This window comes from Streptomyces sp. ST2-7A, assembly GCF_021390475.1.
In the GTDB taxonomy this organism is placed as follows: Bacteria; Actinomycetota; Actinomycetes; order Streptomycetales; family Streptomycetaceae; genus Streptomyces.
Window position 1 is genome coordinate 22,517 of sequence record NZ_JAJUWS010000054.1, and the last position, 21,369, is coordinate 43,885.

Below are 21,369 nucleotides of genomic sequence, written 5' to 3' on the forward strand. Positions count from 1 at the left end.
CGCGGCCCCCGGTCCGACGGGCCCGGAGCCGACGGCCGGGCGCGGTCCGGCACGTGACCCATGACACGACCGAGCACACGAGCGACAGTTCCCGGTGACCCGCCCCGAACGGCGGTCCACCGGCCGGAAGGGGCCCCGGATGGCAGCATCGAGCCGGATGGCGATCGCCGCCTGGGTCACGACCCTGGCGACCTCCGCCGCGCTGCTGCCCCTGATCCTGGGCGCCGACTGGCTGTTCACGATCGCGCTGCTGCTGGCGGTGCAGACGGGCACCGGGATGCTGGCCCGCCGTCTCGGTTTCGGCGGTCCCGCCGTCGTGCTGTGCCAACTCGCGGTCACGCTCCCGGCGCTGACCGCAGTGACCGTTCCCGACCACGCGACGCTGGGGATACTGCCCGGCCCGGAAGCCCTCGAGCGGCTCGGGACCCTGTTCGCCACGGGCGGCGGGGACATCGGCCACTACACGGCGCCCGCCCCGCTCACCGAGGGCATCCGGCTGATCCTGCTGACCGGGGTGCTCCTCGTCGGACTGCTGGTGGACCTGCTGGCGGTGACCCTGCGCTCCGCCGCCGCGGCGGGCCTGCCGCTGCTGGCCCTGTACTCCGTCGCCTCCGGGGTGGCCCGTGACGGTGGCGGCATCGACCACTTCCTGTTGGCCGCCGCCGGTTTCCTGGTGCTGCTGCTCACCGAGAGTCGGGACCGGGTGGGTCGGTGGGGCCGCTTCTTCGGCACCCGGGGCGCCGGGAGCGGGGAGGCCCGGCGTCCGCCCCGCCCGGAGGCCGGTCGACGGATCGGCGCGATGACGCTGGGCGCCGCCGTGGCGCTGCCGTTGCTGCTGCCCGCCCCGGGGCCCGGTCTGCTGGACCCGGCCCGGGCCGCCGGCGGCAGCGGCGGTTCCGTCGGCGGGGAGGACTTCGGTTCGGTCAATCCCGTGGTGGCCCTGCAGGACCAGCTCAACCGCCCCCGCAACCGGACCGTGCTGCGTTACGAGACCACCGCCGAGCGCGATGCCGACATGTACCTGCGGTTGGTGGCCCTGGACGCCTTCGACGGGGAGCGCTGGACCTCCTCCGCCGAGCCGGAGCCGGACCTCCCACCCACCCCCTGGCCGGTGGAGGGTCTCTCCCCGGGCGTGCCGGCCGAACCCGTGTCCACCCGGATCACCACCGAACCCGGCTACACCCAGTCCGCGCTGCCGGTACCCGTCCCGCCGGCGGCCATCGAGGCGGAGGGCGAGTGGGCGTACGACCCGCAATCCTCCACCCTGGTCTCCGCCCGGCGGGGACAGACCTCCGCCAACCTGACCTACCGGGTGGAGCACTGGGACCTCTCCCCCGGCACCGAACAGCTCTCCTCCGCGCCCCCGGCCGCCGACGAGGAACTGCGGCAGCGGTACACCGCCCTGCCCGACGACCTCCCCGAGGTGGTGCGGGAGACCGCGGCGACCGTCACGGCCGGGGCGGGCAACGACTACCAGCGCGCGCTGGCCCTGCAGAACTGGTTCACCCGGGACGGCGGATTCCGCTACGACACCCGGGTGGCGTCGGGCAGCGGGAACGAGGCGATCGCCGCGTTCCTGGAGGCACGTGAGGGCTTCTGCGTGCACTTCGCCTTCACCATGGCCGCGATGACCCGGTCCCTGGACATCCCGAGTCGGGTCGCGGTGGGCTTCACTCCCGGCACCCGGGCCGCGAACGGCACCCACACCGTCGGGCTGCACAACGCCCACGCCTGGCCCGAACTGTACTTCGAGGGGGTGGGCTGGACCCGGTTCGAACCGACCCCCGGTCAGGGCAGCGCGCCCGACTACACCCGTCCGGAGCGGGAGGCGGGCGCCGACCGCTCGGACCCCGACCGGGAGGCCCCGGACCGCACCGAAGCGGGAGAGGACCCGACCCGGCCCGAGGAGAACGCGACCGACCCGACGGAGTGCGACCCCGTGGCCGATCCCGGTGCCTGCCAGGACCCGACCGCGGTCGGGTCCGGCCCCGGCGACACCGGGGGGACCGCGGTGGACGGCCCCGCCCTGCGGGGTGGCGCGATCGCCCTGCTCCTACTGGCCGCGGCCGCCGTGCCGCGCCTGTTGCGCGCCCGGCTGCGGGCCCGCCGGCTGTCGCCCGGAGCGGGGCCGGCCGCCGCGTGGCGGGAGGTGGTGGACAGCGCCCGTGACCTGGGCATCCCTCCGCTGCCCGGGGACACCCCACGACGGGCCGGGGAGCGGATCGTCCGGCTCGGCGGCCTGGACGACGCGTCCGCGTCGGCGGTGCGCCGCCTGGTGGACGACGTGGAGCGGGCGCTGTACTCCCCCGCCCCCGGGACGGAGGGCGAGGAGGGCGAGCGGGCCCGCCTCGCGCACACGGTCCGGGCCGGCCTGACCGCCGGGGCCGGCCGATGGCTGCGACTGCGGGCCGCCGTGTTCCCCGCCTCGACGCCCCGACCGCACCGGGTGCTCGCGGCACGCCTCGCCGGATGGGGCGAGCGGCTGCGCCGGGCGACGGTCGAACGCCTGCGGCGCCTCCCCCGCCCCATCCGGCCCTGAGGTCCTGCTCGGCCCCGGGGAAATCGGGCCGGGGACGCCCGCCCGACGGGTGTGCCGCACCGGCGGCGGGGCCGCCGGTGGCACCCCGCGCGTCCGGGGGTGACGACACGTGACGACGGCGCGGTTCCGGGGCCGACCCCGCCCGGGGTCGGCCCCGGAACCGCGCCGTCACGGGTTCGCGGAACCGGGGAGAAGTCGGGATCGGGGGGCGGACGGAATCGGGTCGGGGGCCCGGGTGATCGGTAGGCCCCACCCACCGGCCCGGGGAGGGCCGCAGGAGAGGAAGGAGCCCGTTCCCGGGCCGCCGCTCCCCACCCCCGGACGGACACCGCGCGGCCCGGCGTCACCGTCACGACGCCGGTGCGACACCTCGGGGGATCAGCGCTCGCGCTCGTCCCGTCGTCGCTGCCAACGGTCCTCGATGCGGTTCATCATCGATCGCTTGGCATCATGCCCCGGACCGGCCGAGGGCTGCGGTCCACCGCGCCCCTGCCGGGGGGCGGGGCCCGCCACCGGCTTCTTCCATCCGGTCACGGCGAGCACCGCGCAGCCCAGCATGATCAGGAAGCCGACGACGCTGAGCCAGACCTGTTGGGCGACCATGCCACCCATGAGGAGCGCGATGCCCACCAGAAAACCTACAGCCGCTTGGTAGACCCGCTTGCGGGTGTACGTGCGCAGCTCACTTCCCTCGAGCGCTGTCGCGAACTTGGGGTCTTCGGCGTACAGCGCTCGCTCCATCTGCTCGAGCATGCGCTGCTCGTGCTCCGAGAGCGGCACGGAGTCCTCCTACTCGTCGGTCGCGGTGGCGACCGGATCCGACTCTTCCAAGGATAGGTGGGGATTTCTCACGGCGACACCCACCCCTTCGGGCCGGTTCGATCCGACGCGCCGTCGGCCTCCGGTTTCGAGGGGTGAAGTGCTCCTTCCCGCGCTCCGCCCGCCTCATGCCGGGGGCTTTCTCCGATCATACGGGGCGGGAAGGGCGTTCGCGGGGGGACGTGAAAGCGGTCACCCGGCGGGATTCGCGGCCAGCAGGTGAAGATGCGCGGCGACGGCCCGGAAGGCCGGGTGGGAGGCCGCCTCCCGCTCCAGGCGGGACAGTTCGCGCAGGGCGTCGGGCTCGCTGTCCACCAGCGTGCCCGGCACCAGGTCGGCGAAGATCCGCACGCCGTGCACCGTCGCCGGGAGCAGGCCGGCGGCCTTCGCCAGTCCGGTCAGGCCCGGCTCGGTGAACCGGTGCGGCACGGATCCACCGGCCCCGGTCACCGGCTCCCGGGGGGTCTCGGCGAACAGCGCGCGGGCCTCGGCGAAGCGGCCGATCAGGGCCCGCGCGAAGACCGCGCCGCCCATACCCGCGACCAGCAGGCTGGCGATCCCCTCCGGTGCCAGTGCCCGGGCGACCGCGCGCATCCCGGCGGCGGGGTCCTCCACGTGCTCCAGGACGCCGTGGCACAGGACCAGGTCGTAGCCGTCACCGGCGACCTCCAACAGGTCACCGGTATCGCCCTGGACACCACGGATCCGCTCGGCGACACCCTTCTCCGCCGCACGGCGCTCGAGGGCGAACAGCGCGTCCGGGCTGGGGTCCACGACCGTCACCCGGTGGCCGGCCGCAGCCACCCGCACGGCCAGGCTGCCACTGCCGCCCCCCGCGTCGAGGACGGTCAGCCCGGGCCGGCCGGTCGCGGCGACGCGCCGGGTCATCGCCTCTTCGAGCAGTTCCCAGACCACCCCGGTGCGCAGCGTGGTGTGCGGGCCGGGCGTGCTCGGTTCGGGGGACATCCGGGACGGCTCCTCGGGACTCGTGCGACGGGCGCGACGGCCCGACCACGGTGGTCGGGGTGACCGGTCGGGCGCGCGACCCAGCTTATGGCCTGTGGGGCCCGGACCCCGTCCGGTGAGCGGGCGGATGGGCGAGCGGGCGGGCGGGGGTGCGAGGAGAGCGGGGAGAGCGGGGAGGGGGCGAAAGGGAACCGAGAGACGCGGAGGGGGAAAACCCGCGGGGTCGGACGGGCGGGCAGCGGGGCGGGCACGCCGAAAACGGCCTCGACCGCCTACCACGGCCCCCCGGGGGAGTGCCGAGCCGGTGCCCCGACCGCGATCAGGCCGTGCGCTCGCCGGGCCCGGGCCGGTTGGGGTCGCGCGGCAGCACCGGCTGGGGGGCGATCCGCGCCCGGACCAGGCGCAGGAACATCCCGACCGACTTCGCCAGTTCCTCGGCGTCGTCCCGACCGACCTCCCGACGGATGCCCGCCTCCAGCCTGGCACGCCGGGCACCACTGGCCGCGAAGAGGACACTCCACTCCCCCAACTCCGGGGCTATCTCCGGGAGCATGTCCCACACGCTGCGGATCCGACGCCGACCGCGAGCGGTCGTCTCGGGGCGTCCGTGCACGGCCAGCACGGCCGCCGCGGTGCGCAGCGCCGCCATGTGGGCGGCGATGTACGCGTCCCCCGGGTCCTCCCGGGTCTCCGCCTCCTCCAGCCCCCGCTCCGCCTGGGCCAGAAGGTCGAGCGCCGCCGGCGGGGCGGGGGCACGGCGGAGCACGGGGTGCACATCGGCGGGGGGTCCGACCATGGCGAGCCTCCTCGTGATTCGTGCGAATCCGTGCGTGTCTTCGCATCCGGAACTCATGCTGACGCATACCACTGACAATCGGCACCGGGCCGGCCCGTTTCCCTCCCCGGCGGCGGTAATGGACGCAAAGGGACGGGCCCGGGGGACGAACGTGGCGGGTGAGGGGTACGGCAGGGGCACAATGACGCGAAACCACGCCTATTGGGGGGCGACTCCACCGATGAAATCCACCGACAGCCCGAGGCGGCGCGCCACGAGGCTGAAACTCTTCGACGCGGCCGTCGACCTGATCGCCGAGCAGGGCTTCTCCGCCACCACCGTGGACGGGATCGCCGAACGCGCCGGCGTTTCCAAGGGGACGGTCTATTACAACTTCACCGGCAAGACCGAGCTGTACGAGGAACTACTGCGGCACAACGTCGGAATGCTCGCCTCTGCGCTGCGCGGCGCCGCCTCGGAATGCCGGGCCTCCGGCGGCGACACCCGGGCGGCGCTGAACGCGATCGTGCGGGCCGGGGTGCGGTTCACCCGCGACCATCCGGCCCTCGTACGGCTGTACCTGGGGGAGGTGTGGCGCACCCACAGCGTCTGGCACCCCACGGTTCTGGCGGTGCGACGTCGGGCGCACGCCGCGATCGAGGAGCAACTGCGGATCGGTGCCGAGGCCGGGGAACTGCGGATGGGAACGGATGTCCGGCTGGCCGCCTCGGCACTGGCCGGGGCCCTGCTGGTGGCCGCGCTGGACTGGCGGTCCTTCGCGCCCGAGGTGCCCGCGGAGGAGGTGGAGAGGACCCTGGGGGCGCTGTTGCCGACGCTGCGCGACGGTTAGTCGCGCCGCGCCGCGACGCGGTCCGGTCGTGCGGCGCCGCCCGTCACGGCGCGCGGGATTCGCCGGGGGCACCGTGAACACGGGAAGCACCGGTACGCGGCACCGTTCGCCGGCCGCGCCGCCCGGGGCACACCCCGGCCGGTCCCCGCTTCCCCGCCCCGGGCGGACGGCCCCTCCCGCGGGGATTCCCCCTCCCCGCGGGAGGGGCCGACGGGGCCGGGCGGGCCGCCCCCCGACGACGACCCGCCCGATTCCCCCTGCCCCCGTACCCCCTGCCCCGGACCGGTGGTCACCCGGCCCGGGTCGAACCCGGGCCACCGCGTTCCGCCGCCCCGTGCCGGCGGTGTCGCGGCGCCCGCGTCGTTCACCACGGTGCCCCGGGGTCGGCCGTCGACCCATCCGTCCGGGTACTCAGACGATGTACTCATCCCGTCCCCGGGAGTGGTTCCGTCCCGGTCCTCCCCGCCCGTACCGGCCCGGGTAGGGTGCTGGGCCATGGCACGGATCGTGGTGGTGGGCGCCGGCGTCGGCGCGATGGCGGCGGCCGCCCGGCTCGCCGTGGCGGGGCACTCGGTGACGGTGGTGGAACGCCGGGAAACCCACGGCGGCGCGGTGGGCAGCCGTGTCCGGGACGGCTTCCGCTTCGACACCGGTCCCGGTCTGCTGTACCTGCCGGCCGTCTGGCGCGACCTGTTCGTCAAGACCGGGAAGCGCTCCCTGGAGGAGTGCGTCGACCTGGTCCGACCCGCCGATCCGGTGGTGGAGCACCGTCTGCCGGACGGGAGCCGCGTGCGGCTGCCGGGCCTCTCCCGGGGCGGGACGGTGCGAGCGGTCCGTGAGGCGTTCGGCGACAGGGGCGTCGAGCGGTGGACCGCCGTACTGGGCCGGGCCCGGGAGGCGTGGGAGGTCTCCCGCCGCCCGCTGATGGAGGAGCCGCTGACCGCCGGGACCGATACCGGCCCGCTGCGGCGCGACCCCTATCCGGCGGTGCCCCGGCGCCGGGGGCTGTTGCGCCGTCCCGCCCCGCCGGAGGACCTGCTCGCGACGGCCGGTCGGGAACTGGGGGACCCGCGTCTGGTGGCGCTGTTGACCGCCGGCCTGTGGGACTGGGGGGTCCACCCCGTGGGCGCCCCGGCCGGCGCGCTGGTGCTCCCCTACGTCGAGCAGACCTTCGGCACCTGGTATCCGCTCGGCGGGATGCGGGCGCTCGCCGACGCCCTGCACGCCCGGTGCGTCGAGCGTCGGGTGGAGTTCCGGTTCGATGTCGGGGTGATCGCCGTCACCGAGGGGGCGGGACGGGCCACGGGAGTGGAGCTGACGGACGGCACGGTGCTGCCGGCCGAGCACGTGGTGGTGGGCGGCTGGTCACCCCCACTGCTCCCGGCGGACCGGGTTCCCGCGGAGACGAGGGCAACGGACACCACCGGGGCGGGGTGCGGCGACCCGCGTCGGAAGCCGCCCGGGAACGCGGTCCGGGCCTGGAGCCGGGCGACGCTGTTGCTGGCCCTGCGCGGTCCGCGGCCGACCGATACCCCCCACCGCACGGTGGTGCACGGGGCGTCGCCGGAGGAGCCACCGGTGACGGTGCTGCAACCGGACGACCCGTCGTTGTGGCCGGCCGGGGGACACGCCACCGCCGTGGTCACGGTGCCCGTCCCGGCGGGTTCCGGGGGTGGGCTGCCGGCCGGGACGGCGGCGCGGTTGGACGCGGCGGCGGACGCGGTCGTACCGAACCGGGCCGATCGGGAGGTGTGGCGGGAACTCCGCACCCCGGCGGAGATCGAGCGGGAGACCGGGGCGCCCGGCGGTGCCGTCCCCGGTCCCGCGCTGGCCGGGGGTGTCACCGGGCGTTCGGCGGCCCTCAACCCGGGCCCCCTGCCGGGGACGTACCGGGTGGGCGGCCTCGCCCACCCGGGCGGGGGGCTCGCGCAAGCCGGGATGACCGGGGCCATGGTGGCCGGTCTGATCGTGGAGGGACCCGACTGGCACGGCTCGTACTGAGCCGCGCCCCGGGAGGGGCGCGGACCGGGCGGTCCGGACCCGGCGGTTCACCAGCCCCGCTGCTCCTCCGGCCGGCCGCCGGCCGGCCCCGGGAAGCCCTGCGGGACCTCTCCCTCACGCTGCTGCGGCATCCAGACCCCGCCGGGCGGGGTCTCGGTGTACTGCTGCCCCTCGGGGGCCCGGGGGGCGCCACCGGACGGCGGGACGGCCTGCGCCCAGGGGTACCCGGGCTCCGGGGCGGGATAGCCGTAGCCCTGCGAGCCGGTATCGGAAACGCCGGGATAGCCACCGACGAAGGTGTCGTCCATACCCTGCCCGCCGGTGGGCGGGGTCGGGCCGGTCCCCCAGCCGTGGCCCGGGGTGGTCGCCGGGTCGGGGCCGACGCCCCATCCGGCCACCGGCTGGGCACCGGTGTCGGCGATCCCGCCGTAACCGACCGTGGACCAGCCGCCGGTCTCGTAGGGGTCGTCCACACCGTAGGAGGCGGGGGCGGGGTCCGGCGCGCCGGTCCCCGCCCAGTCGGTGCCGCCGTATCCGGCGTGGCCCCACTCGGAGGAACGGGAGCCCGCCGACGGATCGGCGGTCGCCGGGCCACCGTAACCGTCCCAGCCGGTGTCCGTGTCGGAGGTCGTGTCGGAGCCGGTCGCCCCGGCGGCGCCCGCGCCGGGGTCCGACCAGTCGGCGTAACCGTGGTTGTCGTCCTGCCCGTACGGGCGGACGAGGGGATCCTGATGGGGTTCGGCGGGCGTCTCGCCCCAGCCGCCGAGGACTCCGGGGATGACGGTCGTGTCGGCGGTTTCCCGATTCCGCCCGCCCCGACCCGCGCCGACCGCCGCCGGCGCGCGACGCCCCTCGGTCCGCGGCGGGTACCCGTCATCGAGGTCGTCGGCGCGGGAGTGGTCGGCGCCCGCTCCGCCGGAACCGTCGGGCAGCGGGTCCATCGGACGCACCTCGCGCCGCCGGGCGCTGTTGCCGGGATTGCCGCCCAGGGCCCAACCGGTGGAGAAGCCCTTGCGGTAGGAGAGGGTGACCAGGGTCTGACCGGTCGCGAAGGCCAGCGCGCCCAGCGTGATCACCGGCACGGACGGCAGCAGGACGCCGAAGACGACCCCGAGGAAACCGAAGAAGGCCAACATCCGCCAGCGCAACCGCGCCTTGTACTGCAGCAGCACCTCACCGAGGAGCCAGAGAGCGACCATCCCGAACGCGATGTAGAGGACCGTCCAGCCCATGTTCGCCCTCTCGTGAGTGCCTCGTCAGCGATGCGATCGCCGATGCAAGCCCAGATTGCGGTAGATGTCCAGCGTGGCCACCGAGCGGTTGAGTGTGATGAAGTGCAGGCCCGGAATGTCCTGTTCCATCAACTCGGCGCACAGCTCGGTCGCGTACTCGATTCCGATCGAGCGTACCGCGATCGGATCGTCGGCCACCGCCAGAATGCGGCGTTCCAGGTCGGACGGGAACGTGGCGTTGCTCAACCGGGCGAAGCGCTCGATCTGTTTGACGCTGGTCACGGGCATGATCTCGGGGATGATCGGGGTCTCGCAGCCGGCCGCCGCGACCCGGTCGCGGAGCCGGAAATAGTCCTCGGCGCGGAAGAACATCTGCGTGATCGCGTAGTCGGCGCCGGCGCGACACTTGGCGACCAGGTGTCGGATGTCGGTGTCCCGGTCGGCGGAGCGGGGGTGCATCTCGGGGAAGGCCGCGACGCCGACGCAGAAGTCACCGGAGTCCTTGATGAGTTCGACCAGCTCGCTCGCGTAGGTCACACCCTCCGGGTGACGCACCCACTCGCCCATCGGGTCGCCGGGCGGGTCGCCGCGCAGGGCGAGGAGGTTGCGGATGCCGGCGTCGGCGTAGCGGCCGATGATGTTGCGCAGTTCCGCGACGGAGTGGTTGACCGCGGTGAGGTGCGCGACCGGGGTGAGGGTCGTCTCGGTGGTGATCCGCTCGGTGGCCCGGATGGTGCCGTCGCGCGAGGTGCCGCCGGCACCGTAGGTGACCGAGACGAAGGTCGGCCCCACGGCCTCCACCCGCCGGATCGCCTCCCACAGGATCTGCTCCCCGCGCTCGGTCCGGGGGGCGGCGAACTCGAAGGAGTACGAGCGCTCACCGGCGGCGAGCAGCTCGCGCACCGTCCGCGCCCGGTCGGTTCGTACCGAGGGAAGTCCAAGGGCCATGTCCGCAGGTTACCCGGGCGGGGACGGGAGCGACGTCACATTCCGGCAGTCGGACGGTCACCGGCGGGCGGACATCCCCCGCCGGCCTCCCGGAGCCGGGCGGCGAGGTCGGCGGCGGCGGCGCCGGGGTCCTCCGCCCCGGTGAGGGCCCGGACCACCACCACCCGACGGGCGCCGGCATCGAGCACCTGGTCGATGGTGTCGGCGTCGATGCCGCCGATCGCGAACCACGGGACCCCGTCGGGGTCCTGCCCGCCCGGGGACGCCTCCTCGGCCGCGCGGCGGGCCGCGTACCGCACCAGCGGGAGGCCGGGGGCGGGACGGCCGGGTTTGGTGGGGGTGGGCCAACACGGACCGACGCAGAAATACCCGGTCTCCGGGTCGGCCAGCGCCGCGTCCACCTCCCCGGGGGCGTGCGTGGAGCGGCCGATGACGGCGCGGGGGCCGACGATCCGCCGGGCGAACGGCACCGGCAGGTCACCCTGGCCCAGGTGCAGCACGTCGGCGCCGGCGGCCCGGGCGATGTCCGCCCGGTCGTTGACCGCGAGCAGCCGGCCGTGTCGTCGGCAGGCGTCGGCGAACACCTCCAGCACCTCCAGCTCCTCGCGTGCCTCGAGGGACTTGTCCCGCAACTGCACGATGTCCACGCCGCCGGCCAGTACCGCGTCGAGGAAGTCGGGCAGGTCCCCGCGTTCCGCGCGGGCGTCGGTGCACAGGTAGAGCCGGGCGTTCCCGAGCCCGGCGGGCCCGCCGGGCCGGTCCGCGGCCGTCCCGTCCACCGTGTCGCCGTGGTGTCCCGCCCGCTCGGTCATTCCGCTCCCCTGCATCGGTCGTCTCCGTGTCCGTGTCCCACCGGGTCCGGCGCCTCCGACCGGCACGCGTCCCCGTCGGACGCGTGCCGGTCGGACGTGCCGGACCCGCCCGACCCGCGCCGGACGTTCCGGTGCGGATGGGCGGGCCCGTGTCGATCGTTCGTCGTGCCGCCCCGGTGATGGTCCCGGGGGGCGGATCGGCCGGGGACGGCGGGGTGCGGTCGGTCACGGCCGGCCGCGTCCCGCCCCGGCTCACACGGCGAGCGCCTGCGCTCGGCGCTTCACCTCGGTACCGCGGTTCTCGCGCAGCGCCGTGGCGGGGGTGCCGGGCAGGCTGTCATCGGGGGTGAACAGCCACTCCAACATCTCCTCGTCGGTGAAGCCGTCGTCCCGCAGCAGCGTGAGGGTGCCGGTGAGGCCCTTGACGATGCGGTCGGCGGCGATGAAATCGGCCGGGACGTACAGGGCGCGGTTCTCGCCCCGACGAACGGCGATGAGCTGGCCTTCCTTGACCCACTGCCGGACCCGGGTCACCTCCACGTCGAGTCGCTCGGCGATCTCGGGGAGGTTGAGCCAGGACGGGATGAGCGCGTCAATTCGAGGATCGATCTCGGTCACCCCTCAAGCCTGCCATCCCGGACCGACACCCGTCACCGGGATACCGCCGGCCGGGCGTCCCGATCGGCGGATCGGGACGGGATCGGAAGCGAATCGGAAGGGCTGTGGTGTCGGCCGGCGGTTCAGGGGGCTCGGACGGCCGCCTTCAACGGGAGTTCCGGGTCGGCCGCGCGGTCGGGATCCAGCGGGGTGCGGCGTTCGATGATCCGACGGGCCTGCGCCAGGTCGCGCGGCCGGTCCACGGTGAGGACGGCGGTGGGCACGTTCCGGGCATCCAGCCACACCACCGTCCGGGTCGGGTCCGCCGGGTCGCCCCGGTACAGGATCCGGTCGTCGGGACCCGGCGCCCCCAACCACTGGAGCATCCGTCCGAACTGCTCGGACCAGAAGTACGGCACGGGATCGTGTGCGACCGGCTCCCCGAGCACCCCGGAGGCCACCGTGGCGGCGGCCCGCAGCGCGTCGTCCCAGTGCTGCACCGCCATGCGCCGGCCGTACCGGGCCGAGGGGTGCGCGGCACAGTCCCCGGCCGCCCAGATGTCGGGCAGGCCGGCACGCAGGGCGTGGTCGACGGTGACGGTGCCGTCCGATCCCAGGGGGAGCCCGGAGCCGGCGGTCCACGCGGTCGCGGCGCGGGCCCCGATGCCCACCAGGACGGCTCCGGCGGCGACCGTGGTGCCGTCGGCGAGCACGACAGCGTCGGTCCCGATCCCGGACACCCGGGCGTCCGTGCGCAACTCGGCGCCGATCTCCGCGTACCAGGCCCGCATGGGGGCGGCGACCTCGGCGGGGAGGGTGCCGGCCAGTGGCTGCGGACCGGCCTCCAGGACGGTGACCGGGCATCCGGTGCGGCGGGCGGCCGTGGCCACCTCGGCGCCGATCCATCCGGCGCCGATGATCACCAGGTGTCGACGGGCGTCGAGCACCGCGCGCAGGGCCCGGGCGTCCTCCGCGGTGCGCAGCGTGTGGACGCCCCCGTCCCCGCCGGTGTCCCCGGGGGCTCCGGCGGCCGGGCCGGGCAGCGGGACGGGGTCGGCGCCGGTGGCGATGACCAGCCGGTCCCAGGGCAACGGGCCCGCCCCGGTGTCCACCTCCCGGTCGGCCGGGCGCAGGCCCTCCGCGCGTCGACCGGTCAGGACGGTGATCCCGGCGGCCGCGAGGTCGGCGGCGGGGACCAGCGGCTCGTCGCCGTCCGCCTCGCCGAGGAGGGCGGCCTTGGACAGCGGCGGGCGGTCGTACGGGAGACGGGGCTCGGCGCCCAGCAGGGTGATCGGGCCGTCGTGGCCGCGCTCTCGCAGTTCGACGGCGGTGCGGACGCCCGCCAGCCCACCCCCGACGATCAGGACGCGCCCCCCGGAGGGCCCGCCCCGGTGTTCCCCGTCCACCCCGTGGTCCCGTTGTTCGCTCACCCGGCTCAGCCTAGGGCGCGGTGGGGGTCGTTCCGCGCGGCGGCTCCTCCACCACGCTGTTCCCGGAGCCGGGGCCGGACTCCCACCGCCAGGTCTCGTGCAGCCGCAGTCGGCCGTCGGGCAGGGCCTCCACCCGGCTGACGCAGTGTCCGGAGGCGGTGGTGCCGTCGGCGCGCAACTGGACGTAGCGGAAGTCCAGTCGATCACCGACGCGGGTACCGACGAGGTGTCCGCGCAGAATGTCGCCCCCGTCGTACTCCGCCCAGACCCGGCCGTCCCGCTCCCGGTAGCGGAACCGGGTGCGGGTGCCGACCTGTCCGGCGGCCTGATCGGCCACCGGGAACAGGACCCGACCGTCGAGCGAGGGGGCGGGTTCCGGCGTCGGCCCGGGCTTCGGTTCGGGTGTCGGTCCGGACGGGGTGGTGGACACGGCGGCCTCCTGGCGTCTCGCACGTCACTCGCCCGATCGGTTCGCCGGGACACCCCGGGGCGCGCACCCGGGGAAAGCCCCGCCGGTCCGCCGACGGGCCCGTCGTACTACGCTGATGACCGTAGAGCACCCGCGGGAGTCCGGACGCACCGGGCTGAGAGGGGGGCTGACCGGCCCCCGACCGTACGCACCTGATCCGGGTCATGCCGGCGAAGGGAGGAGCAGCCCTCGTGACGAGCGTTCGACCGCCGCGCCCCGGCGTCCCGGCTTCCGGTGACGGCGTCCGCGCCGACACCCCGCCGGGTCCGGGCCACGCCCCGGACGTCCTGGTGATCGGCGGCGGGATCATCGGCCTGGTGGTCGCCCGACGGGCCGCCGAACGCGGCCTGCGGGTGACCGTGCTGGACCCCGAACCCGCCGGGGGTGCCGCCCGGGTGGCCGCCGGCATGTTGGCGGCCGTCACCGAACTCCACCACGGCGAGGAGGAGTTGCTGGAACTCAATCTCGCCTCGGCGGCCCTGTGGCCCGCCTTCGCCGACGAGTTGGCCGAGGCGGCCGGACTCCCGGACGGCTCCGCCCTGGGATACCGGCGCGGCGGGACGCTGGCGGTGGCGCTGGACGCCGACGACCGCGCCGAACTGCGCGACCTGCACGCCCTGCAGACCCGGTGCGGCCTGGAGGCCCGGTGGTTGACCGGGCGGGAGTGCCGCCGCCTGGAACCGATGCTGGCGCCGGGGGTGCGTGGCGGTCTGCGGGTGGACGGCGACCACCAGGTCGATCCCCGACGGGTCCTGGACGCGCTGCTGGTCGCGGCCGAACGGGCCGGCGTGACGTTCACCCGTCGGGAGGCGCGCGGCCCGTGGATCCGCTCGGGACGGGCGGTCGGCGCGGTGTTGGACGACGGTACCCTCCTCGCCGCCGGCCGGGTGGTGCTGGCGGCGGGCAGCCGCAACGGGCTGCTGGAAGGAGTGCCGGAGGGACTGCTGCCCCCGGTGCGCCCGGTCAAGGGTCAGGTGTTGCGGCTGCGGATGCCGGGCGGGATCCCGTTCCTCTCCCGCACGGTGCGGGCGGTGGTGCGCGGTTCACACGTCTACCTGGTGCCCCGGGCCTCCGGTGAACTGGTGATCGGCGCGACCTCCGAGGAGCAGGGCTGGGACACCACGGTGACCGCCGGCGGCGTCTACGAACTCCTGCGCGACGCCCACGAACTGGTCCCCGGCCTGACGGAACTGCCGCTCGTGGAGTCGACGGCCGGGCTGCGACCCGGCACACCCGACAACGCGCCGCTGCTCGGCGGGACCGGCGTCCCCGGTCTGCTGATCGCCGGCGGCCATTACCGCAACGGCGTCCTGTTGGCCCCGATCACCGGTGATCTGATGGCGGAGTACCTGGTCACCGGCCTGTTGCCGGAACGGGCCCGGCCCTTCTCGCCGGGGCGGTTCGCACCCGTCGGGGCGGGTGTGCCGGGGAGCCGGGCGGCGCACGACTCCGTGCCGCCGATCGAGGAGGGCGTATGACGGACCGGAACGAACGGCGTGACCGGCGCGACACCGCCGGGCGGCCCTCGGCCCCGCACGGGGTCGCGGGCCGCGATCGGCCCGTCGCCGTCACCCTGAACGGGGAGCCGCGCGCCCTGCCGGCGGGTAGCACGCTCGCCGCGGCCGTCGCCGCGATCGTCCCCGGCGGGGAACCGACCGGCCGCGGGGTGGCCGCGGCGCTGAACGAGAACGTGGTGCCGCGTTCCGCGTGGGAGCGGACCCCCCTGGGGGACGGCGACCGCGTGGAGGTCCTGACCGCGGTGCAGGGAGGCTGATCACGGATGACCGACGCGTCCCGTACGACGGACGGACCGGGTGGGCCCGACGGACCGACCCGGGTGGCTCCCGGGGTCGCGCACACTCCCGCCAGCGGCCCGGGAGCCCGCTCCGGGAAGGGTTCGGCACCGGCGACGGAGCCGCTGGTACTGGGCGAACACCGTTTCGACTCCCGGCTGATCATGGGCACCGGCGGCGCCCCCAGTCCGCGGGTGCTGCGCGACGCGCTGGTGGCCTCCGGCACGGAGCTGACCACCGTGGCGATGCGCCGGGTGACCCCCTCGGTTCGGGGTTCGGTGCTGTCGGTGCTGGAGGATCTGGGCATCGCGGTGCTGCCGAACACCGCCGGGTGCTTCACCGCCGGCGAGGCCGTGCTGACCGCCCGACTGGCGCGCGAGGCGCTGGGCACCGACCTGGTGAAGCTGGAGGTCATCGCCGACGAGCGGACCCTGTTGCCGGATCCGGTGGAGACGTTGGAGGCCGCCGAGACGCTGGTGGAGGACGGGTTCACCGTCCTGCCGTACACCAACGACGACCCGGTGCTGGCGCGCCGACTGGAGGAGGCGGGGTGCGCGGCGGTGATGCCGCTGGGCTCGCCGATCGGCTCCGGCCTGGGGATCCGCAACCCGCACAACTTCCGGCTGATCCGCGAGCACGTCCGGGTGCCGGTCATCCTGGACGCCGGGGCGGGCACCGCCTCGGACGCCGCGCTGGCGATGGAGCTGGGGTGTGACGGGGTGATGCTGGCCTCGGCCGTCACCCGGGCGCAGCGGCCGGTCGTGATGGCCCGGGCGATGCGGCTGGCGGTGGAGGCGGGGTTCCTGGCCGCCGGGGCGGGACGGATCCCGCGGCGGTTCTTCGCCGAGGCGTCCTCGCCGATGGACGGTCGGGCCGATCTCGACCCGGAGCGGCCCGCGTTCGGGGACTGAGCGATTTCGGGGAACGCCGGGAAATCGGGCGGGAGGCCGGCGCGTCCCCTTCCGGGGTGTACCCCCGGGGGTGCCCGGCCTCCGGGGGAAGCGCGGTATACCATCCGACGATCATCGGCCGGATGTCCCTCTCGTTCTTCTCCCGGCATCCCGCTCCGATGCCCGGTCGACACGACGTGTACCGGGCCTCGGCGGCCCCGCCACGGTGCCGCCGCCCCGGGGTCGGTCGGGCGTCCCGCACCGCCCCGGTGGGGCGGGAGCCCCCCGCCCCGTGGACCCACCGCTCCCCGATCGTCCGGGGAGCCCCGACCCGGGATGGACCCCGTCTTGACCACCAACCCACCGGCGTCACCGTCACCGGACGGGACCGAGCCGTCCGCCGCCGCGCACTCCCGCCGGAAGGATCCCCCGACCGGCCCGTACGGGCACGGCTCCACCGGGGCGCCCCCGCCGACGTCCGGGCCGTACCCGTCCGGGGGACCGACCGACCCGTACCCGACCGGCCCGTACCCGACCGGGCCGGTGGGACCGTACCCGCCGCACGCGGGCCCCGGCCCCCACACCCCGCCACCGGGCGCCTGGCACGGTCCGCCCGGAGCGTGGGCCCCGCCCGCCCCGCCGAGGACCGACCGGTTGTCGATCGCGGCCCTTGTCCTGGCCTTCCCGATGGCGCCGATCGGTCTGATCCTGGGCATCGTCGCCCTGGTGCGACTGCGGCGCCACCGACCCCCGGTCCGGGGCCGGGGGTTCGCCATCGCCGCGATCGTCGTGGGCTGCTACTCCGTCGTCATGATCACCGCCGTGGTGGTCCCGGTCCTCATCGACCCCGACTCCGAGAGGTGGGGGAACTCCGGGACGGCCATGACCGACCTGGCCGTCGGCACCTGCTTCCTCTCCCCCTCCGCGGAGGATCTCTCCGCCGACGGCGAGGTGACCGATGTCGAGACGGTGCCCTGCGCCGAGCCGCACGACGCCGAGGTGGTCGCGCTGCTCGACGTCGGCCGGGAGCTCGAGGAGTACCCGGGCGAGGAATGGTGGGACACCACCGCCTACGAGCGGTGCGCCGAGGAGGCCCGTCGGTACGCCATCGACCCGTGGGCCGGCAGCGCGATCCTGGAGTACTACCACCCCTCCCGACCCGGCTGGGCGGCCGGCGACCACATCGTCACCTGCGTCATCGCGACCCCGGGCGGGGGGACGACCGACTCGATGCGCGGCTTCCGGGTCGACCACACCCCCGAGCAGCTGGCCTACCTCGACGCCGTCGGCCCGTACGACGACCTGTGGTGGGGGGTGCCGACGACCGCCGAGGAGGAGGCGGACGTCTCGGCGCTGATCGACTGGGCGGGGCGGATGGCCGACGGGTCCCGGCGGGCCGCCGAGGACCTCCGGGCCGCCGAGTGGGGCACCGGAGCCGGGGTCGCGGAGGCGGCCGAGGCGCTCGCCGAGCGGTACGCGACGGAGTCCGGGGCGTGGGAGTCGGCCGCCGGGGCGGAGGACCCCGACCTCTTCTGGGAGCACTACGAGGAGGCCACCCTCCTCGTCGGGGCCGAGGAGGTCGAACTGCGGGAGGCGTTGGGCCTCGGTACCGGCACCCCCTCGGTGCTCGGTTGAGGGACCGGCGCCGCCGGGCGCGACGGACGTCGGTGGGCGCGCCCCGGGTCGGACACGCCGAACGGATCCGGCCGGGGCGATGTCTCCGCCACGTCACCGTTTCGCTCCGACCCCGGAGCGGTTCGGGCCGCACGCCCCTCACCCGGGCGTCGGCTCGTAGACTTCCCGCTGTGGACACCACCGTTCGGGACCCGCTGATCGGGCATCTGCTGGACGACCGCTACCACGTGGAGGCACGGGTGGCGATCGGCGGCATGGCCACGGTCTATCGCGCGCTGGACACCCGCCTGGACCGGCGGCTGGCCCTGAAGGTGATGCACCCCTCCCTCTCCGTGGACTCCGGCTTCGTGGAGCGGTTCATCCGGGAGGCGAAGGCCGCCGCCCGTCTGGACCACCCCAACGTGGTCGGGGTCACCGACCAGGGTCGGGACCGGGGCTGGGTCTACCTCGCCATGGAGTACGTGCCCGGCTGCACCCTGCGCGACGTGCTGCGGGACGGCGGGGCGCTGACCCCCCGGGCGGTGCTGGACATCCTGGAGCCGATGCTGGCCGGCCTGGGGGCGGCGCACCGCGCCGGACTGGTGCACCGCGACGTGAAGCCGGAGAACGTGCTGATCGGGGACGACGGCCGGGTGAAGGTCGCGGACTTCGGCCTGGTGCGCGGCGTGGACGCGGGAACCTCCACGGGCGTCGGCGGGACCGGGGGCTCCGGCTCGCTGCTGGGCACCGTCTCCTACCTGGCGCCCGAGCAGATCGAACACGGCACGGTCGAGCCGCGCGGCGACGTGTACGCCTGCGGGATCACCCTGTACGAGATGCTGACCGGCACCAAGCCGCACCCCGGGGATTCCCCCGCGCAGGTGCTGCTCTCCCACGTGCGCGCCGACATCCCGGCCCCGTCCCTGCTGGTGCCGGGGCTGCCCCCGGCACTGGACCGACTGGTGGCGGTGGCGTGCGAGCGCGACCCGAACCGCCGGCCGGCCGACGCGGCCGTGCTGCTGTCCCTGGTCCGCTCGATCCGGGCCGGGATGACCGACGCGGAGCTGGACTCCGTTCCGCCGGGGCGGTGGCCCTCCCGGATCGACATGCGGAAGGTGGGGTCCGAGGATCCCACCAGCGTGGTGCCGGTGCGCTCCGTGCTGGGCGCGGAGGCGCCCGACCGGATCGAGCGGACCGCGGTGATCGAGCTGCCCCCGACCGGGGACGGCGGCGGACCGGTGCACGGGGAGCCCGAGGCACCCGGCGGGTACGAGCGCCCGCGCGGGCGCGGGCGGCGCGGGCGGTTCGCCCTGCCCGTGGTACTGCTGGCGGTGCTCGGGCTGGGGGCGTTCTTCTGGTACGTCAACGCGGGGCAGTTCCTGCGCACGCCGGGTGTCTACGACCTGCCGCGCGCCGAGGCGCAGCAGCTCATCGAGGACGCCGGGCTGCGGGTGGAGTTCCGCGAGGAGTTCTCGCCCGTCGTGGCGGCGGACCATGTGATCTCCACGGTGCCCGAGCGCGGGGACCGCATCCGCCGCAACGGCACGGTGACGGTGACCCTGTCCCGGGGACCCGAGGTGATCGAGGTCCCGGATGTGAGCGGGATGCCGGAGGACACGGCCCGGGGGGCCCTGCGTGACGTGGGGCTGACCCCCGGGGACTCCGCCGCCGAGTTCCACCCGACGGTGCCCCGGGGAGCGGTGATCTCGACGGAGCCGGCCGCGGGTGTCGAGCGGCGTCCGGACTCGGCGGTGGCGCTGACGATCAGCCGGGGACGCGAGGTGAGCGTGCCGGAGGTGCTCGGCCTGCCCGAGGGGACCGCGATCCAGCGTCTGCGCGAGATCGGCCTCGAGGTGGAGGTCGAGGGCGAGCGGGTGCACTCGGAGCGGGAGGCGGGGGCGGTCGCCGGGCAGAGCCCGGAGGTCGGGGAGAGCGTGGGCGAGGGCGACACGATCACCCTGGAGATCTCCAAGGGGCCCGAGATGATCGTCGTTCCCGATGTGCGGGGCATGGAGGAGGACGCGGCGATCCGGGTGCTGGAGGAGGCCGGCTTCGAGGTGGAGGTCCAGCGTGTCTTCTTCTTCGGCACGGTCTTCAACCAGTCCGTGCACAGCGGGGGATCCGTCCCTAAAGGTTCCACCATCACCATTTTTGTCCGATAAGGGCATCTATTAGCGCATTTATTCCCATGGCGCACCTCGGGGGACCGTGATCCCGACCACAGGGACCTTGGTCACCTACGACCGCGCCTAGTGGCCCGCCACGCGTCCCGGTCGACCCACGGCACGGTGTTTCCCCGGGCCTCTCCGTCGACCCGGCCCGCCCGGCCGACCACGGGGCACCGGGGGCCGCGCCTCCCCCGTTCGACGCGGCGCCCTCTCCCACCCCGGGCCGACCCGGGCCCCCGCGACGGAATTCCCCGTGACCGTCCGGCCGGGGTCGGCACGTAGACCACGGCGCCGCCGCGCCGTGCGGGAGCCGACCGACCCCGCCCCGGACCGCCCCGGACGGGAATTCCGCACCCTCCGGGACCTTCGTCCCGACTTTCCCCGGCATGCCGCCGAACGCACCTGCGCGACTATCACGCGTAGTAAAAAGCCCGCTTTACCACCTCTTGGACGCACTGTTACCAATTCCTCGCGACGTCCCCGGACCTTCCCCGTGGATTCCCCTCGCCCCCGAACGCGACGAACACGAGGTAACCCCGCATGCCCGCTCATCGCCCCCCGCGACACCGCCGCGTCCCCGGCCTTCCCACCGTTCCCGCGATCACGGCCGGGTCCGTCGGAAGCCGGGTGACCGCGACCGCCCTCGGCGTGGCCGCCCTGGCCCTGACCGTGCCGCTGCTGTCGGTGACCGGGAACGACCCCGGTGCCCCGACGACCTCCCCGGTCGCCCGGGCCCTGGTGGACGCCGAGGCGATCGCGGAGCACCGCGAGACGGTGGAACGGCAGTGGACGGACGCCGTCCGGGAGCACGCCGTCGAGCGGCACGCGGTGATCGCCCACGCCGACGCGGCCGACCACCGGGAGGCCGAGGAGGCACGGGCCGCCGAGGAGGCCGAGGAGGCACGGGCCGCCGAGGAGGCCGAGCGGGCGGCGGACCGCTCCGCGTCGCGGCAGGTCGTGCCCGCGGTCGCGGCGAGCGCCCCGACCGGAACCGCCGGCGCCGTTCCGACCGGGGTGTCCACCGACTCCACCGGTTACAAGGTCTACACCGACGACCTGGACGGCTGGATCCTCGAGGCGCTGGACATCATGTCCTTCCACGGCATACCCGGCAGCTACGACGGCCTGCACCGCAACATCATGCGCGAGTCCAGCGGCAACCCGAACGCCATCAACCTGTGGGACATCAACGCGCAGAACGGCACCCCGTCGATCGGCCTGCTCCAGGTCATCCAGCCGACCTTCGACGCCTACCACGTGCCGGGCACCCCCCACGACCTGTACGACCCGGTGGCCAACCTGGTGGCGGCGGCCAACTACGCCGCCCACCGCTACGGCTCGATCGACAACGTCAACGGCCCGTACTGAGCCGTCCGTCGAGGTCCGGATCGCCGGACCCGCCGCCCGGGGACGGGGACGGGCGGCGACCACCGGAAGGGGCGGGAACGGGGGCCGCGGCCGGCGGT

Annotated in this window: 18 protein-coding genes and 1 riboswitch; of the genes, 9 read left to right on the forward strand and 9 right to left on the reverse strand. The window is 75.2% G+C overall.

Annotated features, from left to right (window positions below; translation table 11 throughout):
* Nucleotides 1-139: 139 nt before the first annotated feature.
* Nucleotides 140-2,539: a DUF3488 and transglutaminase-like domain-containing protein gene (locus tag LZF96_RS24080; RefSeq protein ID WP_233876550.1), complete on the forward strand. Its 2,400-nt coding sequence runs from the start codon at nt 140-142 to the stop codon at nt 2,537-2,539.
* A 378-nt stretch (nt 2,540-2,917) separates the two neighbouring features.
* On the opposite strand, the gene LZF96_RS24085 is transcribed toward LZF96_RS24080, so the two are convergent.
* The 3 genes from LZF96_RS24085 to LZF96_RS24095 all read right to left on the reverse strand — a co-directional run bounded on the left by LZF96_RS24085 (nt 2,918) and on the right by LZF96_RS24095 (nt 5,120).
* Nucleotides 2,918-3,319, reverse strand: coding sequence for a DUF3040 domain-containing protein (locus LZF96_RS24085; RefSeq protein ID WP_233876553.1), 402 nt, complete (start codon nt 3,317-3,319; stop codon nt 2,918-2,920).
* A gap of 231 nt (nt 3,320-3,550) precedes the next feature.
* Nucleotides 3,551-4,324: a bifunctional 2-polyprenyl-6-hydroxyphenol methylase/3-demethylubiquinol 3-O-methyltransferase UbiG gene (locus LZF96_RS24090; RefSeq protein WP_233876555.1), complete on the reverse strand. Its 774-nt coding sequence runs from the start codon at nt 4,322-4,324 to the stop codon at nt 3,551-3,553.
* Between the two features lie 319 nt (nt 4,325-4,643).
* A complete protein-coding gene (locus tag LZF96_RS24095; RefSeq protein ID WP_233876557.1) occupies nt 4,644-5,120 on the reverse strand; it encodes an SAV_6107 family HEPN domain-containing protein in 477 nt (158 codons plus the stop codon).
* A gap of 220 nt (nt 5,121-5,340) precedes the next feature.
* Here LZF96_RS24095 and LZF96_RS24100 point away from each other — a divergent pair, with 220 nt between their 5' ends.
* Together LZF96_RS24100 and LZF96_RS24105 are read left to right on the forward strand one after the other, a co-directional pair.
* The gene (locus LZF96_RS24100) at nt 5,341-5,949 is read left to right on the forward strand and encodes a TetR/AcrR family transcriptional regulator (protein ID WP_233876559.1); all 609 of its coding nucleotides are present in this window, start codon (nt 5,341-5,343) and stop codon (nt 5,947-5,949) included.
* A gap of 495 nt (nt 5,950-6,444) precedes the next feature.
* Nucleotides 6,445-7,950: an NAD(P)/FAD-dependent oxidoreductase gene (locus LZF96_RS24105; RefSeq protein ID WP_233876561.1), complete on the forward strand. Its 1,506-nt coding sequence runs from the start codon at nt 6,445-6,447 to the stop codon at nt 7,948-7,950.
* Nucleotides 7,951-7,997: 47 nt separating this feature from the next.
* Here LZF96_RS24105 and LZF96_RS24110 read toward each other — a convergent pair whose 3' ends face one another.
* The 6 genes from LZF96_RS24110 to LZF96_RS24135 form a co-directional block, all read right to left on the reverse strand.
* Complete coding sequence (locus LZF96_RS24110; protein WP_233876563.1) at nt 7,998-9,182, reverse strand: hypothetical protein; 1,185 nt, start codon at nt 9,180-9,182, stop codon at nt 7,998-8,000.
* Between the two features lie 24 nt (nt 9,183-9,206).
* Nucleotides 9,207-10,130, reverse strand: a complete 924-nt coding sequence (gene metF, locus LZF96_RS24115; RefSeq protein ID WP_233876565.1) for a methylenetetrahydrofolate reductase [NAD(P)H] — start codon at nt 10,128-10,130, stop codon at nt 9,207-9,209.
* A gap of 35 nt (nt 10,131-10,165) precedes the next feature.
* Nucleotides 10,166-10,957 carry a thiamine phosphate synthase gene (thiE, locus tag LZF96_RS24120; RefSeq protein WP_233876567.1) on the reverse strand — a complete coding sequence of 264 codons (792 nt, stop codon included), beginning with the start codon at nt 10,955-10,957 and terminating at the stop codon, nt 10,166-10,168.
* A gap of 237 nt (nt 10,958-11,194) precedes the next feature.
* Nucleotides 11,195-11,560, reverse strand: coding sequence for an Rv2175c family DNA-binding protein (locus tag LZF96_RS24125; protein WP_233876569.1), 366 nt, complete (start codon nt 11,558-11,560; stop codon nt 11,195-11,197).
* A 122-nt stretch (nt 11,561-11,682) separates the two neighbouring features.
* Nucleotides 11,683-12,969, reverse strand: coding sequence for an FAD-dependent oxidoreductase (locus LZF96_RS24130; RefSeq protein ID WP_233876571.1), 1,287 nt, complete (start codon nt 12,967-12,969; stop codon nt 11,683-11,685).
* A gap of 10 nt (nt 12,970-12,979) precedes the next feature.
* Nucleotides 12,980-13,315 carry a hypothetical protein gene (locus LZF96_RS24135; RefSeq protein WP_233876589.1) on the reverse strand — a complete coding sequence of 112 codons (336 nt, stop codon included), beginning with the start codon at nt 13,313-13,315 and terminating at the stop codon, nt 12,980-12,982.
* Between the two features lie 206 nt (nt 13,316-13,521).
* Nucleotides 13,522-13,634, forward strand: a riboswitch (TPP riboswitch).
* Between LZF96_RS24135 and thiO the strand changes: the two genes are divergently transcribed.
* From thiO to LZF96_RS24165, 6 genes are all read left to right on the forward strand, one after another.
* Complete coding sequence (gene thiO / locus LZF96_RS24140; protein ID WP_374203321.1) at nt 13,603-14,916, forward strand: glycine oxidase ThiO; 1,314 nt, start codon at nt 13,603-13,605, stop codon at nt 14,914-14,916. Its footprint overlaps the riboswitch before it by 32 nt.
* Complete coding sequence (gene thiS, locus LZF96_RS24145) at nt 14,913-15,212, forward strand: sulfur carrier protein ThiS (RefSeq protein ID WP_374203322.1); 300 nt, start codon at nt 14,913-14,915, stop codon at nt 15,210-15,212. Before thiO ends, thiS begins: the two co-directional genes overlap by 4 nt.
* 6 nt (nt 15,213-15,218) lie before the next feature.
* Nucleotides 15,219-16,142 (forward strand): thiazole synthase, encoded by a 924-nt coding sequence (locus tag LZF96_RS24150; RefSeq protein ID WP_267941310.1) that lies wholly within the window; start codon nt 15,219-15,221, stop codon nt 16,140-16,142.
* Nucleotides 16,143-16,775: 633 nt separating this feature from the next.
* Complete coding sequence (locus LZF96_RS24155; protein ID WP_233876574.1) at nt 16,776-17,756, forward strand: DUF4190 domain-containing protein; 981 nt, start codon at nt 16,776-16,778, stop codon at nt 17,754-17,756.
* A 170-nt stretch (nt 17,757-17,926) separates the two neighbouring features.
* Complete coding sequence (gene pknB / locus LZF96_RS24160; protein ID WP_233876576.1) at nt 17,927-19,897, forward strand: Stk1 family PASTA domain-containing Ser/Thr kinase; 1,971 nt, start codon at nt 17,927-17,929, stop codon at nt 19,895-19,897.
* Nucleotides 19,898-20,443: 546 nt separating this feature from the next.
* Nucleotides 20,444-21,271, forward strand: coding sequence for a transglycosylase SLT domain-containing protein (locus tag LZF96_RS24165; protein ID WP_267941311.1), 828 nt, complete (start codon nt 20,444-20,446; stop codon nt 21,269-21,271).
* Nucleotides 21,272-21,369: the final 98 nt, after the last annotated feature.